Source organism: Streptomyces nidicola (assembly GCF_050106155.1).
Classification (GTDB): Bacteria; Actinomycetota; Actinomycetes; order Streptomycetales; family Streptomycetaceae; genus Streptomyces.
Genome location: NZ_JBNBPI010000001.1, coordinates 3,768,276 through 3,785,653, shown reverse-complemented (window position 1 = coordinate 3,785,653; position 17,378 = coordinate 3,768,276). Strand labels below are relative to the sequence as shown.

The window sequence follows — 17,378 nt, the reverse complement described above, 5'->3', positions numbered from 1 at the left end:
GGTGCTCTGCTCCTCAGTCCTGGTGCTGCGGTTCGGGGTACGAGAGGTATCCGCGCCGGGTCGTGATGTGGTCGGCGACGTACTTGGCGTCGTGCCAGACACCCCAGATGAAGCTGGAGCCGCGCCGGGACAGCCAGGGCAGGCCCAGGAAGTAGACGCCGGGCTCGGTGGAGACCCCGCGGCGCTGGTCGGGGCGGCCGTTCTCGTCGTACGCGTCGACGTCGAGCCAGCTGTAGTCGGCGGCGAAGCCCGTGGCCCAGACGATCGAGGTGACACCGGCCGCGGCCAGGTCGAGCGCGAGGCGTGGGTTCGTCATGCACTCCGGGTCGGGGCCGAGGACGTGGGCCTCGGGCTCCTCGGGGAGGTCGAGCCCGTTGCGCTCGGTGTACGCGTCGGCGGCCCGCAGCAGCTCCAGGTACTTCTCGTCGCCGAGCGCGATGTTCTCGGCGAGGTCGGGCGCGAAGCTCAGCAGCCCGTCCTCGTACGCGGAGGTCATGCCGAGGAGTTCGATGCCGGTGCCGGCCAGCTCGCGGAAGTCCACGGAGTGGCCGCCGCGCGCCCCGCTGACCGCGATGGTCACGTGGGCGGCGCCCTGCGGCGGCGTCGTCAGGTCCCACAGGCCGAGCACCCCGAGCCACCAGCAGAAGTCACGTCCGCGGTACTGCCGCGGCGGACGGTCGTGCGGCCCCACGGACAGGAACACGCGGCGGCCGCTGCGGCGCAGCTCGTCGGCGATCTGCACGCCCGAGGAACCCGCACCGACCACGAGCACCGCGCCCTCGGGCAGTTGCTCCGGGTTTCGGTACTCGCTGGAGTGGATCTGCGTACGGACCGCGCCCTCCGGCACGATGGGCGGGATCACGGGCCGCTGGAAGGGCCCGGTCGCGGCCACCACGAACCCCGCGTCGATGGTGCCCTCGGACGTCTCGACCCGGAAGCCGGGGCGCCCCTCGTGCTTGCGCACCTTGGACACCTCGACGCCGCACCGCACCGGGGCGTCGATCTTCTCGGCGTAGTGCTCGAAGTACTCCGCGACCTGCTCCTTCGTCGCGAAGGCGTCGGGGCCGACGTCGGGGAACTCCAGGTTCGGGAACCGGTCGTGCCAGGCGGGCCCGTTCGCGACGAGCGAGTCCCAGCGCTGGGTGCGCCATCGCTCGGCGATCCGGTCCCGTTCGAGGACGATGTGCGCGATGCCCAGGTTCCCCAGGTGCTCGCTCATCGCGATACCGGCCTGACCTGCACCTACGACGACAACGTCCGTTTCTTCATTGGGCATTGAAGCCTCCACTCAAGCGGTAGTTGGTCCATCGCTGGTTCCGCGGCACCGCACGGGACATCCTTCGCCGCCCCCTCAACCCTGTCCAACAGATGTTTCCGGGGTGAGTGATCTGTTTTTCAGATGTGGGTCCGTGTGGCTCGACTAGGGTCGTTCCGTGACCACCGAGCAGAATCCGACCGCGCCCCCCGCTCCCCTCGGCGAGCTCGACCGCCGCATCGTCGCCGCCCTCCAGATCGACGGCCGGGCCTCCTGGCGGCGGATCGCCGATGTGCTGGGGGAGCCGGAGCGGAAGGTGGCGCGCCGCGGGCACCGGCTCGTGGAGAGCGGGGACGTCGCGGTGCGCGGGCTCGTCGTGCGCGGTGAGACCGTGATCCTGCGGATGAACTGCCGGCCGGGATCCGTGCGGGAGGCGGCCCTCGCCACGGCCCGGCGGCCCGACGTCGTCTTCTCGTACGTGCTCGCGGGCGTCGCCGACTGTGTGGCGGAACTGCAGTGCCCGCCAGGGCAGTTGGGGCGCCTGATGCTGGACGAGGTGCCCGCCCTTCCGGGGCTCGTGCAGCAGCAGGTCTCGCCCGTGCTGCGCTACTTCCGCACCGTGCACGAGTGGTCGCCCGGCATCCTCGACGACGCCGAGGTGGAGGCGCTCGGGGGTGGCGAGCGGCGGGACGACCGGGTGGGCCTCGACGACGTCGAGCTCGCGCCCGACGAGGAGGCCATCCTGCGCGCCCTCGCCGCGGACGGGCGCTGCACCAACGACGAACTCGCCGCCGTCGCCGGGGTCTCGGTCGCCACGGCCAGGCGCCGCGTCGACGCGCTGAGCCGCGCCGGGCTCGTCAGCATCCGCGCGGTCGTGGAGCCCGCGCTGCTCGGCCTGCCCGTGCAGGCGCTGCTGTGGATCAGGACCCGGCCCGGCGAGGTCGAGGAGGTGGGCCGGCTGCTCGTCGAGTCGCCGCTGGTGCGGTACGCGGCCGTGGTCATGGGGGAGCACCAGCTGCTCGTCGACGTGACGCAGCCGTCGAAGGAGGCGCTGCACGCCTTCCTGACGGAAGCGGCGTGGGTGCGCAGGGCCGAGTCCGTGCAGTCCCACCTCGTGGTCGAGGCGTGGAAGCGCAGCGGAGTGTCCACCGTGTCCACGCTTCGAGCCTCGCAGGGCGAGGTTTCAACGATGTGACCGTAAATGCCAGTTCCGTAAATCTGGCGTCCGAAAAGTTCATCCAGTACGAGCCATTGACTTAAACCGTCAGCTCGCCGCAGTGTGAGGGCGCACACAGTCGCCTCCTGCCCGAGGACGGTCATGCCCGTACCCCCCACCGATTCCGACTCCCTCTGCGGGCTCGACGCCGTCGAGCTCGCCGGTCTCGTCCGCCGCCGCGAACTGTCGGCGCGCGAGCTCGTCTCCGCCCACCTCGACCGCATCGAGCGCGTGAACCCGGCGCTCAACGCCATCGTCACGCTCGACGCGGAAGGCGCACTGGCGGCAGCCGACCAGGCGGACGAACTGGCGGCGTCCGGAGCCGAATTGGGGCCGCTGCACGGGCTGCCCATCGCCTTCAAGGACACCCACCTCACCCGCGGCATGCGCACCACGCACGGCTCGCCGCTCTTCGCCGAGCACGTGCCCGACGAGGACGAACTCCTCGTCGAGCGCGTCCAGTCGGCCGGCGCGATCCGTATCGGGAAGACCAACGTCCCCGAGTTCGCGGCCGGTTCGCACACTTTCAACCCCGTCTTCGGCGCGACCCGGAACCCGTACGACCGGGCGCGCTCGGCCGGCGGCAGCAGTGGTGGAGCCGCCGCCGCGCTCGCCGCCCGGCTCACCCCGATCGCCGACGGCAGCGACATGGGCGGCTCACTGCGCAACCCGGCCTCGTTCTGCAACGTCGTCGGCCTGCGCACCACGCCGGGCCGCGTGCCCTCGCTGCCCACGAACGACCTGTGGGAGACGCTCGGCGTCGCGGGACCCATGGGCCGCACCGTCGCCGACGTCGCCCTCCTCCTCTCGGCGATGGCGGGCCCGGACCCGCGCTGCCCGCAGTCCCTGGAGACCCCCGGATCCGTGTTCCGCGCCCCGCTGGAGCGCGATCTGAAGGGGCTGCGGGTGGCGTACGCCCCCGACCTCGGCGGCCGCGTCCACGTCGACCCCGAGGTCCGCGAACTCGTCGCCCGGCAGGTCAAGGTGTTCGAGGCGGCGGGCGCGCACATCGTCGAGGACTGCCCGGACCTGGACGGCGCCGAGGACGTCTTCCGCACCCTGCGGGCGCAGGCCTTCCGCACCGGGCTCGGCCCGCTCCTGGAGTCCTCCCGCGAGCAGCTCAAGCCCAGCCTGATCTGGAACATCGAGGAGGGCATCAAGCTCACCTCCGCCGACCTGGCCCGCGCCCGCACCGAGCACACCCGCATCCACCTCGCGGCCGCCGGGTTCTTCGAGCGCTACGACGTGCTGATCGCCCCGGTCAGCCAGGTCCTGCCGTTCGACGTCGACATCGAGTACCCGACCGTCATCGACGGGCAGCCGCAGCACAGCTACCTCGACTGGATGCGCTCCGCGTATCTGCTCACCGTCCTGGGCGCACCCGCCCTCTCCGTCCCGGCCGGCTTCACCGACACGGGGCTTCCGGTCGGCCTGCAGATCGTGGGCCCGCCGCGCGCCGAACGCGACGTCCTCGAGATCGGCGCCGCCTACGAGGCGGCCACCGGCCACGGACGCCGCGCGCCCAGCCTTCCGTAGCGACTCACAGAGCGCCCCGACGCTCAACTCCCCTCCGCTGGAGCCCCGATGAGATCTCCGCACATGTTGTGGGCCGCCGTGCCCGTTCTGGCCTTTCTCAGCACTCCGTTCTTGCCGTTCGTCAACGGGCCCCACCTGTGGTTCGGCATCCCGTCCGTGCTGGCCTGGTGCCTGCTCTGGACGGTGGGCACCACCGTGGCTCTCGCCGTCGTCGACCGGCTCGTGTTCGCCGGTCGGCCCGAGGACGAGGAAGAGAACCAGGGGGCCGCCGCGTGAACAGCACCATGGTCATCACGGTCCTCGGCATCGTCGCCATCGCGGCCGTCGGCGTCACCGGCCGCCGCGCCCCCAGCAAGGAACTGGGCGAGTGGACGGTCGCCAAGCGGGGCTTCTCCACCTTCACCACCTGGTTCCTGCAGGCGGGGGAGGCCTTCACCACCTTCAGCTTCCTGGGGCTCGCCGGCATCGCCTTCGGCGGCGGCGTCGCCGCTTCCTTCGCGGTCTGCTACCTCGCCATCAACTTCGTCCTCCAGTACTTCACCGCTCCACGGATGCGCCAACTCGGGCAGCGCGGCGGGTACTTGACGCAGGCCGACTTCTTCGTCGACCGCTACCGCAGCCCGCTGCTCGGCAAGGTCGTCGCCGTCGTCGGCGCCGTGTTCCTGCTGCCGTATCTGCAACTGCAGATCACCGGGCTGGGCATGATCGTGCAGCTGGCTACCGGCAGCCACACCGGCGGCAACCTGAGCATGGTCCTCGCCACCGTCCTGACCGTCGTCTTCGTCCTGTGGTCTGGCATCCGCGGCATCGCGCGGGTCGCCTACCTCAAGGACGCGCTGATGATCATCGGGCTCGTGGTGCTCGTCGCGGGCGTCGCCCTGTCGGTCAACGGCGGCATCGGCGGCCTCTTCGACACGATCCGCGACAGCCACCCCCAGCTGCTCACGCTCGACCAGGAGGGCTACGACGGCACGTTCTTCGTCACCGCCGTCATCATCTCCGGCATCGGCGGCGGCCTCGGCACCATGGCCCACCTGTGGCCGCCGGTGCTCGCCGCCCGCAGCGGCCGCGTGCTGCGCTCCAACGCGATCTGGCTGCCCCTCTACCAGGTCGCCCTCGGCATCCCGATCGTCATCGGCTTCGCCGGAGTCCTGCTCGCGAAGAAGGGCACCGAGCCCAACGGCGTCGCCCTCACCCTCGCCGGGCAGACCCTGCCGGGCTGGCTCGTCGGGCTCGTGGCGGTCGCCGCGGCCTCCGCCGCGATGGTGCCGTCGGCGGCCATCGTCGTCGGCATCTCCAGCCTGCTCTCGCGCAACCTGCTGAGCGTCCGCAACGAGCGCACCCAGCTGCGCACCAACCACCTGTGCGTGGTGGCCGCGGCGGGCCTCGCCCTCGTCCTCGGCCTGACCCGCCCCGGCCTCCTCTCCGACCTGCTGCTGCTCACGTACGGCGGTCTGACCCAGCTCGCCCCGGCGATCGTGATGGGCCTGGCGAAGAAGGTCAGGCTCGGGGCCGTGCCCGCGCTCATCGGCATCCTGACCGGCGTCGCGGTGCTCGCATGGCTGACGTTCGGCTCCGTCGACGTCGGCACCGTGGACACCGGCCTGATCGCGCTGGCCGTCAACATCGTCGTCACGACCGGTGCCCAACTCGTCGTACGCGGCCGGCCTCAGGAAACCGTCAACTCGCCGACGGACTCCGCCGATTCACCGGTCTCGGTGAGCCGCACGTAACGCGCGCTCGCCCCGGCCCCCACCTCGAAAAACGGGGCCCACTCCCTGCCGTTCACCGAGGTCTCCAGCCGGTACGCCTTCGCCCCGGTCACCCGCACCCGGTCCACCGGGCGCACGCCGCCGAGATCCACGGTGAGCGAGGCGCCCGGTCGGGCCGGGAGCCAGGTCGTGGCCGGGTTGCCGTCGACGGCGGCGCCCGCGTACTGGCCCGGGTCCTCCGACGTCGCCTTCGCGGACTTGCAGCGGGCCAGGTCGGTGGTCGGCGTGAGGTCGGGGCGGCGGGTCGGCAGAGTGAGTCCCGCGCCGGTCACGACCCTGCGCCCGTCCGGGGTGTCGACGGCGAACGGCGCGCCGCCCTTGAGCCGGACCGTGGTGGTCCTGGCGCCGATCTCGACGTCGTACGTCCGCCCACGCCACTGAAGCCCCTTGACGTTCACGCCCGTTGAGAGCTGCGGCGGCAGCATCGGGTCGAGCCGCACGGCGTCGCCGTCCTGGAGCCGCATGCCCGTCAGTCCGTGCGTGAAGACCTGAAGGAAACCGCCCTTGCCGGTCAGGAAGTCCTGCGCGGGAGTCCCCGCGAGCGCGTCCCCCGCGCCAGCCTTCTCACCCCGCGACTCCGAGAACGTGCCGAACGGACCCCGGAAGAACGGCCGCGAGGCCCGCTCCAGGAAGGTGTACGTCGAGCAGCCCGGCTCACCGATCCCGGCCGCGGCGACGGCGTGCACCGAGTCCGTCATCGCGGGGCCGTCGCGGTCGGTGTGCGCGGCGTAGTAGTCGAGGGTGGCGGCAGCGGCGCCCTTCGGCATCGGCTTCCAGTCCAGCGGATACAGCAGCAGCACCGCGTCCGCCTGCTTGATGTCGGCGCCCTTGTCGATGTCGTAACCGTCGTACTGGAGAAAGACCTTGCGCTTGCTGTCGTACGGGATCCGGAGCCGGTCGGCGATCCGCTTCCAGTCGGCGGGGGCACGCTCGCCGAGCAGCGCGGCGGCCTTCGTGGCGTCCCGCAGCGAGGTGGCGGCGACGGCGTTCGTGTACACCCCGTCGTCCACCCCGTTGCTGTACTCGTCGGGCCCGGCAACATCCTTGATGGAGTAGGACCCGTCCTTCTCATTCGGAGTCACCCGTGAACTCCAGTACGTGGCAAGCCCCTTGAGGAGCGGCCAGCCGCGTTCGCGCAGCCAGGTGCGGTCGCCGGTCGCCTGGTAGTACTGCCAGGCGGCGAGCGCGATGTCGCCCTGGAGGTGGTTCTGGGTGACGCAGTGCGGCGGGTTCCAGCTCTGGCACTCCTTCCAAAGCGACCCCGAACTCGCGCTGGTCCAGGGGTACATGAGCCCCTTCTGCGAGGTCTTGAGCGCGTTGTCGGCGGCGGCGTCGCGCGTCCGGTACCGGTACTCGAGCACCGGCTTCGCCAGCTCCGGGCGGGTGGCGAGCAGTGACGGATACATCCACGTCTCGGCGTCCCAGAAGACCATGCCCGCGTAGTTGTCGCTGCTCAGGCCGGTCGGCCCGATGCTGTTGCGGGCGCCGGGGCGCAGCGAGGAGAGCAGTCCGTACTGGGCGGCACGCAATTGCGCCTGGAGCTCGGGGCGGCCGGGCGTCTCGATGTCGGCGGCCCACAGTTCCCGCCAGGCAGCGTTGTGCCGGAGGACGAGCGCGTCCCAGCCGGCGGCCGCGGCGCGCTTGGATGCGCGCAGGGCGTCGGCCCGCGGGTTCTTCGACGTGAGCGCGGTGTCGACGCCCACGTACTTCGTGACGTCGTACGTGGCGCCGTCGGTGGCGTGGAAGTCCGCGGACTGGCTGGTGCCGAGGGAGTTCTCGGCGGGGCGGGCGGTGTGGGTGCGGCCGGGGGAGCGGAGGGTGGTGGCGACGGTGCCGGCGGTCCGGGAGCCGTCGGTGCGGAACCCGACGGCGGCCGTGCGCTTTCCGGCGGGCCCGCTGCCGGTGCCGGTGACCCGCCGTGCGCCACGCTCATCGATCCGGTCGGTGACGGTCACTTCCCCCGACCAGTGGGGTGCGACGCGCAGCCGCACGGCGCCGACGTGCGGATTCGCCCGGTCGGCGAGGACCTCGTACGTCAGGTCGGTGCGCTTTCCGTCCTTGTGCACCCACGTGACCTCGGTACGGACGACGCCGCAGCGCATGTCGAGCGTCTGCCGGTAACCCGTGGTGCGGCTGCCCGGCCCGTACGTCTCGCCGCGCGCCCGGACGTCGAGGGTGGTCCAGGTGGGGAGGGCGGCGATGGCCTCGCGGTGGGCGGTGCTCTTGGGGCCGCGCCCGTACAGCCCGGAGACGAACGCGCCGTCGTACGGGGGCGTGTAGAGCGGCCACCCGGTCTTGGCGTCGCCCTCCCCGGTCCGCGCGTAACCCGTTCCGACGGGCGGAACACGCACACCGAGATACCCGTTGCCGGCGTATGCGTGATACGGACTCGTGGGGTCGGCTGTACGAGTGGCGAGGCTCCAGCCGGTCCCACCACATCCGGGCGCGGACGGCGCGGCCTGCGCGGGCGGCACGAGGGTGGCGCCGACGGTGAGGGTGGCGATCGCGATGAGGCGTGCTGACGTCATGGGGAGAGGGTGGTCCGCGGGACGGACGGAACCGGGTATGCGCGCCGGTTGCTAGCCGATCCGGGTGGCGTGGTCGACGCGTGCCGTGCTGGGCGCGCGCGAGGCCGGCGCCTGCCGTGAGGGGTGCGCGGGGTCGGCGCCTACCGTGACGGGCGCGCGGCACCGGGGGCCGCCTTGCCCACCCTGCCGCCCAAGGCGGCAGATTGCCCAAGGCGGGGCGGCAGCGGCACCTCAGGCCCCAAGGCGGAGACGGCACTTCAGGTCCCCGAGGCGGCGGCGGCACTTCAGGTCCCCGAGGCGGGGCGGCATCTCAGGCTTCGAGGCGGCGGTGGCACCTCAGGCCCCCGAGGCGGAAACGACACCTCTCGTGCCCGAGGCGGAGGGTGAGCAAAATTAGCCCCTGCGGCGTTTGAGCAGCGGGGTCCGGGGCGGAGCCCCGGTCTTTGAGCCCGTCGGGCGGTGGATCAGCCGGGTCCGGGCAGAGCCCCGATCTTTGAGCCCCGTCGGGCGATGACCAGGCCGGGTCCGGGGCGGAGCCCAAGGCGTAGGGCGTGGCGGCCTAATGTCACCGCATGAGCCACGCCACCTACTGCCCCGCCGACGGCACCCGCGTTCCCGCCGGCTCCCTCACCTGGCGCTGCCCGTCCTGCCAGGGCCCCCTCGACCTCGACTACTCACCCACCCCCGGCCCCCTCAAGTCCCTGACAGGCCGCACCAATTCGATGTGGCGCTACGCCGAATGCCTCCCGCTCCCACGCCCGGACTGCACCCTCGGCGAAGGGCGGACGCCCCTCGTCCCGCTCACCGCCGAGGTGGACGCCAAGTTGGACTTCCTGATGCCCACCCTCTCCTTCAAGGACCGCGGCGCGGTGATGCTCGCCGCGCTGGCCACCCGCCTCGGCCCCGACCGCGTCATCGCCGACAGCAGCGGCAACGCCGGAACCGCCATCGCCGCCTACTGCGCCCGCGCCCGCCTCGCCTGCACCGTCTACGTCCCCGAAGGCACGTCCGCCAAGAAGCTGGAGCAGATCCGCGCCCACGGCGCCCGCCTGGAAGTGGTCGAGGGCGACCGCGAGGCCACGGCCCGCGCGGCGCGCACGGCCGCCGACGAGGACGGCGTGTTCTACGCCAGCCACGTCTACAACCCGTACTTCCTGCACGGCACCAAGACGTACGTCCACGAGCTGTGGGAGGACATGGGCGGCCGCCTCCCCGAGGCCCTGGTCCTCCCCGTGGGCAACGGCACGCTGCTGCTCGGCGCCGCCCTCGCCGTCGCCGAACTGCACCACGCCGGGCTGATCGACCGCCGCCCCGCTCTGCACGCCGTGCAGTCCGCCGCGGTCGCCCCGCTGGCACGCGCGTGGCAGGCCGGATCGGACGAGATCGTCGTCGACGAGGCCCCGGCCCCCACCGCCGCCGAGGGCATCGCCATCCCGAACCCGCCGCGCGCCCGCCAGATCCTGCGCGCCGTCCGCGAATCCGGCGGCGCCTTCCACACGGTGACGGAGGACCAGATCCGGCACGCCCAACTCGACCTCGCCTCCCGGGGCCTGTACGTCGAGTCGACCGGCGCGGTGTGCTGGGCCGCGACCCGCGAGGGCGCCCTCGGCAGCCGGAGCGCGGTGGTCCCGCTGTGCGGCGCGGGGCTCAAGACGGGGCTCGTCCCCGGCGACGCGTGAACCCGATCCGTCGACCCGGGAGCCCCCGGAACCGTATGAATGCTCGAACCGTGGTCCGATGTATGAATGATGCACTACCTGGGCAAAGTCGCTGCGTAAAGGCTTCTGGCGTCGTCTGACCTCGGAAGTCATCACATCGAGTGATTCTCTGGCCTTTGCTTGCACGCCTCAACCCACGGTTGCCACGCTGTTGCTGTCTGTCAATCTGATGGGGATCTGAGGGGACAACCAGTGACATTCGGTGAGCAGCCGGCGTATCTCCGCGTTGCGGGTGATCTCCGCAAGAAGATCGTCAGTGGCTCGCTGCCGCCGCACACCCGCCTTCCCTCACAGGCCAAGATCCGTGAGGAGTACGGGGTTTCGGACACGGTGGCCCTGGAGGCCCGCAAGGTCCTGATGGCGGAGGGGCTCGTCGAGGGCCGTTCCGGCTCGGGGACCTATGTGCGCGAGCTGCCCGTGCCGCGCCGCGTCGCCCGCTCCGGCTACCGGCCGAGCAGTGGCTCCACACCGTTCCGGCAGGAGCAGGCGGATCCGGACGCGCGGGGGACGTGGGAGTCGCGCAGCGAGCAGATCGAGGCGGTCACCTCCGTCGCCGAGCGGCTCGCGATCCGCGCGGGCGACCGGGTGATGCGCACCAAGTACGTGTACCGGGACGCGGGCGAGGCGATGATGCTCGCGACCTCCTGGGAGCCCCTCGCCGTGACGGGGCGCACGCCCGTGATGCTCCCGGAGGAGGGCCCGCTCGGCGGCTGCGGGGTGGCCGAGCGCATGGCCGCGATCGACGTGATTGTGGACAACGTGACGGAGGAAGTGGCCGCCCGCCCCGGCCTCGCCGAGGAGTTGAGCGCGCTCGGCGGCGTGCCGGGGCACGTCGTGATCGTCATCCACCGGACCTTCTTCGCCTCCGGCCGACCGGTCGAGACGGCCGATGTCGTCGTCCCCGCGGACCGCTACCGCATCGCGTACCACCTGCCGGTCCGGTAGCCGGCGGCGCGCCCGATCTCCGGGGCGCCGCGTCCGGGCCGCGTGATCCCGAGTTAACCGCGGCCCAACTCCCGTAACAGGCAGGCAATCGGGCGCTGCCCCGGATTGTCATGTCCGGCTCCTAACTTCCCTCTCCGTACGCAGTTGGTATACCGACGGAGGAACGGGTAGCCGCCATGACCGAGACCGCCGTACCGCACGCAGACCCGGCGTCCGGGTCACCCGCAGGAGGGCCCGACGGGCGGGCCCCGAAGCGCAGTTACGCCAAGCTGGCCGCCGACGAGTCCCGCGAGGACTACTCGCTGCGCTACGCCCCGCACTCCTACCGGCGCTGGTCCGAGACCACCGTCGCCTCCACCGCGCTCGGCGGCATCGCCTATCTCGCGGACTTCGCGATCGGCGCGTCCATCGTCTTCACGTACGGATTCACCAGCGGGCTCGCCTCGATCCTGTGCGCGGCGGCGATCATCTTCACCACCGGCATCCCGATCGCCCGGGCCTGCGCCAAGTACGGCCTGGACATGGACCTGATCACCCGCGGCGCCGGCTTCGGCTACTTCGGGTCGACGCTCACGTCGCTCATCTACGCCTCGTTCACCTTCATCTTCTTCGCGCTCGAAGGCTCGATCATGGCGCAGGCGATGCACGAGGTCTTCGGACTTCCGCTGCCCATCGGGTACTTGGTGACCACGCTGATCGTGATCCCGATCGTGTTCCGCGGGATGGGCGCGCTCGCCAAGGTGCAGGCGTGGACGCAGCCGATCTGGCTGATCGGCCTCGTGCTGCCCTTCGTGATCCTGCTCTTCAAGTCGCCCGGTTCGTTCGGCGAGTTCACGCACTTCGGCGGCACCGAGGGCGCGGGCAGCGGCTTCTCCTGGCTCGGCTTCGGACTCGGCACCGGCGTCGCGCTCTCGCTCATCGCGCAGATCGGCGAGCAGGCCGACTACCTCCGGTTCATGCCGGCCAAGACGGGGGCGAACAAGAAGCGGTGGAATCTGGCCGTTCTCGCGGCAGGCCCCGGCTGGGTGATCATCGGTGCCGCCAAGCAGATCGGTGGCGCGCTGCTCGCCTTCGTGGCCCTCGAAGCGGTCGGCAAGACGCACGCTCTTGAGCCCATCGCCCCGCAGGTCGAGGCGCTCAAGCCGTGGCTCGGCTCGGTCGCGCTGCCCGTCGCCGCCCTCTTCGTCGTGGTCTCCCAGATCAAGATCAACGTGACCAACGCGTACAGCGGTTCGCTGTCCTGGTCGAACTTCTTCTCCCGCGTGACGCACCGGCATCCCGGCCGCGTCTGGTACATCTTCCTCAACCTCGCCATCGCGCTGACGCTGATGGAACTGAACATGTTCGCGGCCCTGAACAAACTGCTCGGCTTCTACTCGAACGTGGGCATCGCCTGGATCGCGGCCGTCGCCGCCGACCTCGTCATCAACAAGCGGGTGGGCTGGAGCCCCAAGTACATCGAGTTCAAGCGGGCGTACCTGTACGCGGTGAACCCGGCCGGATTCGGCGCCATGGTGATCGCCTCGGTCGTCTCGATCCTGGCGTTCTTCGGACTCTTCGGCGGGTACGCCGAGGCCTTCTCCACCTTCATCGCCGCGGGCCTCGCGCTGATCCTGTGCCCGCTCATCGCCTGGGCCACGAAGGGCAAGTACTACCTGGCGCGGCCGAACCCGGTGAACGGCCCGGACGCCGAGCTCGCAGCGGGCACCGACATCACCGCGACCCACACGTGCAGCGTCTGCGAGACCGCGTACGAACTCCCGGACATCGCCGACTGCCCGGCCCACTCCGGCCCGATCTGCTCGCTCTGCTGTTCCCTCGACGCCGACTGCGGCGACGTCTGCACCAAGAAGCCGACGGGCGAACCGGTGCTGATGCCGATGCCGGAGGTGCGTACGCGCTGAGGCCGTACCGGAGGTGACTGAGGGGGCGTACCCGCGGGGGTGCGCCCCCTCAGTTCATCGTCCGCGCGTTCGGTTCGTGGCTTGTTGCGTATCTCTTTGTGCCAATCCGTATCCGGTGCGTGAAGGTCAGGCGTAGGCTCGGGCATATGCGGTTTGCGGTTTCCTCGGGGATGGGAGGCAGGGCGCGATGCGAGTCGAGGCCGGCGTGGCCAGGGAGGGGCGGGGCGCGATGAGCGACAGCACGACCACACTTCCGTGGCAGGTCATCCGCGAGGACGACAACGGGAACCGCTACCGGGTGGGCCGTTACGCCACGAAGGCCGAGGCCCAGCGCATGGCCGACAGTCTCGACGACCGCAGGGGCCACCAGCCGACGTACTGGGTGGAGCGCCTGGGGCAGGGGCGGAACAACACGGCGCTCTGAGGGAGCCTGACGACAGGCCCTAGGCTCCGGCGCATGCCCCCTGAATCACCATCACCGACCGTCGTGGTCGCCGCGGCCCTGTACGACACCGATGAGCGGCTGCTCGCCGCCCGGCGCAGTGCGCCCCCGGAACTCGCGGGCCGTTGGGAGCTCCCCGGCGGCAAGGTCGAACCCGGCGAGACGCCGGAGCGGGCGCTCGTCCGCGAGCTGCGCGAGGAACTCGGCATCGAGGCCGAACCGCTCGCCCGGGTGCCGGGTGAGTACCCCCTGAAGGCCGGATACGTACTGCGGGTGTGGCGCTGCCACCTGCGCTCCGGCACCCCGCGCCCCCTCCAGGACCACGACGAGCTGCGCTGGCTGGCGGCGGACGAGGTGTGGTCCGTGGACTGGCTCGACCAGGACGTCCCCGCGGTGAAAGAGGTCCTGCGGGATCGCGTCTGACGGGGGCGTCGGGGGTGCGTCCGGCGGGGCTCGTGCTCGCTTCCCGTGCGCCTCGCCTACGCCGTCCGTGCCACGGCGCACCCCACTTCGCGATAGCGCGCCATCCCGTCCGGGTATATCCCGATTAACCCTCTGAAACCGGACAGGGTCCTTCGCGGGCCAGGGATGTGATCCGCGTGCTCCACACTGAAGGCGACTGCGTCGAGTGGGCCTTTCCCGCCGACCCGTCCGCCGTCCGCAGGGCGCGCGCCGAGGTGCGTGGACAACTCGTCGAATGGGGGCTCCAAGAGCTCGCCGATATCGCCGCGCTGCTGGTCAGCGAGCTGGTGACCAATTCCCTGCGCTATGCCTCCGGGCCCATCGGCGTACGGCTCGCCCGCCCGCCCGAGTCCTCCGGCGTCCTCCTGGTGGAGGTCTCCGATCCGCTGCCCGACCCGCCCTGCGCCCGCACCGCGGCCCCCGACGAGGAGGGCGGGCGCGGGCTGCAGCTCGTGACGGAGGTGTCGCGGCGCTGGGGCACACGGCCGGGCGGGGAGTGGTCGGGCGGGAAGACCGGGAAGACGGTGTGGTTCGAGCTGTCGCTGCCGGGTTAGGAGACGCCGGAGTGGGACAGACGCGGGTGTGAGGAAGTGGGTGTGAGATGCCGTGTGTGGGCGCACCCGCACCCTGGGTACGGAAACAGTCGGTCCCGACGGGCCAAAAAGCGTCGGGACCATGGTGTGATCGTGAACACCGTGTTGCGCGGCTACGTAGTGCTGGATACTGCGTGCAGCCGCCTCGGTGACCGGTGCCGGACGCGGTGAGCTGGAGGGGACGGTTCGCGTGAGCGAGATACCAGCGAAGGGCAGGGCGCCCGAGGGCCCCTCGGACGCGGCCTCGGCCTCGCGTGCGGAGCGGGTGCCGCTGGGCGGTGACGCTCCTGATGCCGCGGGCACGGAGCGTGCGGAACCGATCCCGGAACCGGAAGCGGGCGCTCCGTCGGACCTTCCCGAGGAATCCTTTGGCCGCCCCGACCTCTGGCAGGCGAGCCCGCCGGGTTCGATCTACGACTACATCAAGGTCGCCTCCTTCTCGATCGGCTCCGACGGGGCGATCGACCAGTGGAGCCGGCGGGCCGCCCAGCTCTTCGGGGTCCCGCCCGAGGAGGCCGTGGGCAAGGACCCCATCGAGGCCTTCGTCCCCGCGGACCTGCGCGAGCGCGGCCACCGCAAGATGGCGGAGATCCTGGACGGGCAGGAGTGGACGGGCGTCGTCCCGTTCCGGGTACCGGCGTCCGGGCCCACGGGCGGGACGGAAGCGGAACCGCGAGCGGAGGCGCCGCTCACGGCGGGCGCGGGGGCGACGGGGCTCGCCGAGATCTATGTGATGCCGACGACCACCGGGTCCGGCGAGCGCGCCGCGGTGTGCATCGTCGTCGACGTACAGACGCTGCGCCACATCGAGACCGACCTCGCCTCCTCGCAGGCCATTTTCGGCCAATCTCCCTTCGGCTTCCTGCTGTTCGGCACCGACCTCAAGGTCCTGCGCACCAACCGCACCCTCACCGCGGTCTTCGGCGGGCACGTCGACGACCACCGCGGCCGGACCGTCCACGACTATCTGCCGCGCCACGAGGCCGACCGGGTGCAGGGCGCGCTGCGCCGGGTCCTGGAGACGGGCGACGCGGTCACCGACATGCAACTGGTCGGCCCCGCCCCGGAGTCCACCGAGCGGCGGCACTGGTCGATCAACCTCTACCGCGTGCACAGCGGTACGGGCCGCCCCATCGGCGTCGCCGGCCTCGCCACCGACGTCACCCGCAGGCACGCCGCCGCCCGCGAGGCCGCGCACGCCCGCCGCAACCTGGCGCTCCTGAACGAGGCGGGCTCCCGGATCGGCAACTCGCTCGACCTGGAGACGACCGCCCGCGAACTCCTCGACGTCGTCGTCCCCGGCTTCTGCGACCTGGCCTCCGTCGACCTCTACCAAGGGCTGCTCGCGGGCGACGAGGCGCCACCGGGCCTCGCCGACGGCAGCGCCGAACTGCGCAGGGTGGCCGCCGCGAGCGCCGTCGCCGACGTGCCGTTCCTCGACCTCGGCGGGGAGGCCCCCGTCAACGTGGGGGCGGTGCACCGCTTCGCGTTCAACTCGCCCTGCGCGCACGCCCTGCGCACCGCGCGCCCGCAGACGCTGCCCACCGAGCAGCGCGGCCTCGTGCAGTCCACGCTCGCCGTGCCGATGGTCGCGCACGACACGGTCGTCGGGCTCGTGCAGTTCTCCCGGACGAAGGGCAGCGAGCCGTTCACCGACCGGGACCGGGCGCTCGCCATGGAGCTGGCGGCGCGCGCCGCGGTCTGTATCGACAACGCGCGCCTGTACCGCCGCGAGCACGAGCGCGCGCTGATACTGCAGCGCTCCCTGCTGCCGCCGGACGACCCGGAGGCGGCAGGCCTCGACATCGCCTGCCGCTACCGGCCCGGCAATGCCGCGACCGAGGTCGGCGGCGACTGGTTCGACGTCATCGAACTCCCGGGACACCGCACCGCGTTGGTGGTCGGAGACGTGATGGGCCGCGGCCTGCGCGCCGCCGTCGCCATGGGTGAACTGCGCACTGCCGTACGCACGTTGTCCCTGCTCGACCTCGAACCGGCCGAAGTGCTCAGCGCGTTGGACGAGATCGCGCGCGGCCTCGGCACCCCCGGCGGGGTCCAGCAGGGCACCCGTCCCGCCCGCTCCGCGCGCTCCTTCGGTGGCGAGGACCTCTCCGAGGTGTACCTCGCCACCTGCGTCTACGCGGTGTACGACGCGGTCACCCGGCGCTGCACGTTCGCCAACGCGGGGCATCTGCCGCCGGTCCTCGTCGAACCCGGCGAGGGCGCGCTCATGCTCGACGTGCCGCCCGGGATGCCGCTCGGCGTCGGCGGCGAGCCGTTCGAGGAGGTGGAGGTGGAGCTGCCGGAGGGCGCGCTGCTCGCCCTCTACACGGACGGCCTGGTGGAATCCCGCGACCATCCGCTCGACGAGGGCCTCTCGGCCTTCCGCAACGCGCTCGACGACCCGTCACCGGCCCTCGAGGACGTCTGCGACCACGTCCTCAACACCCTCGACACCCATCACGGCGAGGACGACATCGCGCTCCTCATGGCCCGTGTGCAGGGGCTGCCGAGCGGGAACGTCGGCGACTGGACGCTGCCGCGCGAGCCGAAGTCGGTGGGCAGGGCCCGCGAGTACGCGCGGACGCAGCTGTCGAGCTGGGGCATGGACAGCCTCGTCGACACGTCGGAGCTGCTGGTCAGTGAGCTGGTCACCAACGCGCTGCGGTACGGCGAGGGCGACATCAGGCTCCGCCTCCTCCTCGACCGCACGCTGGTGTGCGAGGTGTGGGACGCGGGCCTCGTGCAGCCGCGCCGCCGCAGGGCGCGGGACACGGACGAGGGCGGTCGCGGGCTCCAGCTCGTCGGGCTGCTGAGCGCCGCGTGGGGCTCGCGCAGGACGCCGCGCGGGAAGACGGTCTGGTTCGAGCTGCCGCTGCCGGACGGGGGGACGGGCCTGGCGGACCCGACGGAGGCGCTGCTCAGCCTGTTCTGACGGTTCTGGTCGTCGCTGGTGGGTTGGTGACGCCGAACACATCGCCACACCCCCCTTTGCATGGTCATGCAT

13 protein-coding genes are annotated in these 17,378 nt (G+C 71.6%); 11 read left to right on the top strand and 2 right to left on the bottom strand.

The genetic code is table 11. From position 1 onward, the window contains the following. Positions 1–13: 13 nt before the first annotated feature. On the bottom strand, positions 14–1,276 hold the full coding sequence (locus tag ACOKM3_RS17080; RefSeq protein ID WP_426901390.1) for a flavin-containing monooxygenase: 1,263 nt from the start codon (positions 1,274–1,276) through the stop codon (positions 14–16). A 157-nt stretch (positions 1,277–1,433) separates the two neighbouring features. Between ACOKM3_RS17080 and ACOKM3_RS17075 the strand changes: the two genes are divergently transcribed. From ACOKM3_RS17075 to ACOKM3_RS17060, 4 genes are all read left to right on the top strand, one after another. Continuing rightward, the gene (locus tag ACOKM3_RS17075) at positions 1,434–2,450 is read left to right on the top strand and encodes an Lrp/AsnC family transcriptional regulator (RefSeq protein WP_426901388.1); all 1,017 of its coding nucleotides are present in this window, start codon (positions 1,434–1,436) and stop codon (positions 2,448–2,450) included. 123 nt (positions 2,451–2,573) lie between these two features. After that, entirely contained in the window at positions 2,574–4,007 is a 1,434-nt protein-coding gene (locus ACOKM3_RS17070) for an amidase (protein ID WP_426901386.1), read from the top strand. A gap of 48 nt (positions 4,008–4,055) precedes the next feature. Then, positions 4,056–4,283, top strand: coding sequence for a hypothetical protein (locus ACOKM3_RS17065; protein ID WP_426901384.1), 228 nt, complete (start codon positions 4,056–4,058; stop codon positions 4,281–4,283). Then, on the top strand, positions 4,280–5,740 hold the full coding sequence (locus ACOKM3_RS17060; RefSeq protein ID WP_426901382.1) for a sodium:solute symporter family protein: 1,461 nt from the start codon (positions 4,280–4,282) through the stop codon (positions 5,738–5,740). Before ACOKM3_RS17065 ends, ACOKM3_RS17060 begins: the two co-directional genes overlap by 4 nt. Here the strand turns inward: ACOKM3_RS17060 and ACOKM3_RS17055 are convergent. After that, positions 5,677–8,307, bottom strand: coding sequence for a discoidin domain-containing protein (locus tag ACOKM3_RS17055; RefSeq protein ID WP_426901380.1), 2,631 nt, complete (start codon positions 8,305–8,307; stop codon positions 5,677–5,679). The two genes, ACOKM3_RS17060 and ACOKM3_RS17055, sit on opposite strands and share 64 nt — an antisense overlap. Positions 8,308–8,879: 572 nt before the next feature. Between ACOKM3_RS17055 and ACOKM3_RS17050 the strand changes: the two genes are divergently transcribed. The 7 genes from ACOKM3_RS17050 (at position 8,880) to ACOKM3_RS17020 (ending at position 17,306) form a co-directional block, all read left to right on the top strand. Beyond that, positions 8,880–9,986, top strand: coding sequence for a threonine synthase (locus tag ACOKM3_RS17050; protein ID WP_426901378.1), 1,107 nt, complete (start codon positions 8,880–8,882; stop codon positions 9,984–9,986). Between the two features lie 231 nt (positions 9,987–10,217). After that, positions 10,218–10,970 (top strand): GntR family transcriptional regulator, encoded by a 753-nt coding sequence (locus ACOKM3_RS17045; RefSeq protein WP_426901376.1) that lies wholly within the window; start codon positions 10,218–10,220, stop codon positions 10,968–10,970. Positions 10,971–11,146: 176 nt separating this feature from the next. Continuing rightward, the gene (locus ACOKM3_RS17040) at positions 11,147–12,874 is read left to right on the top strand and encodes a purine-cytosine permease family protein (protein WP_426901374.1); all 1,728 of its coding nucleotides are present in this window, start codon (positions 11,147–11,149) and stop codon (positions 12,872–12,874) included. A 229-nt stretch (positions 12,875–13,103) separates the two neighbouring features. Next, a complete protein-coding gene (locus tag ACOKM3_RS17035) occupies positions 13,104–13,298 on the top strand; it encodes an SPOR domain-containing protein (RefSeq protein WP_426901372.1) in 195 nt (64 codons plus the stop codon). A gap of 33 nt (positions 13,299–13,331) precedes the next feature. Next, positions 13,332–13,739, top strand: coding sequence for a (deoxy)nucleoside triphosphate pyrophosphohydrolase (locus tag ACOKM3_RS17030; RefSeq protein WP_426901370.1), 408 nt, complete (start codon positions 13,332–13,334; stop codon positions 13,737–13,739). 167 nt (positions 13,740–13,906) lie between these two features. After that, positions 13,907–14,332 carry an ATP-binding protein gene (locus tag ACOKM3_RS17025; RefSeq protein ID WP_426901368.1) on the top strand — a complete coding sequence of 142 codons (426 nt, stop codon included), beginning with the start codon at positions 13,907–13,909 and terminating at the stop codon, positions 14,330–14,332. A gap of 187 nt (positions 14,333–14,519) precedes the next feature. Beyond that, entirely contained in the window at positions 14,520–17,306 is a 2,787-nt protein-coding gene (locus ACOKM3_RS17020; RefSeq protein ID WP_426901367.1) for a SpoIIE family protein phosphatase, read from the top strand. Positions 17,307–17,378 lie beyond the last annotated feature (72 nt).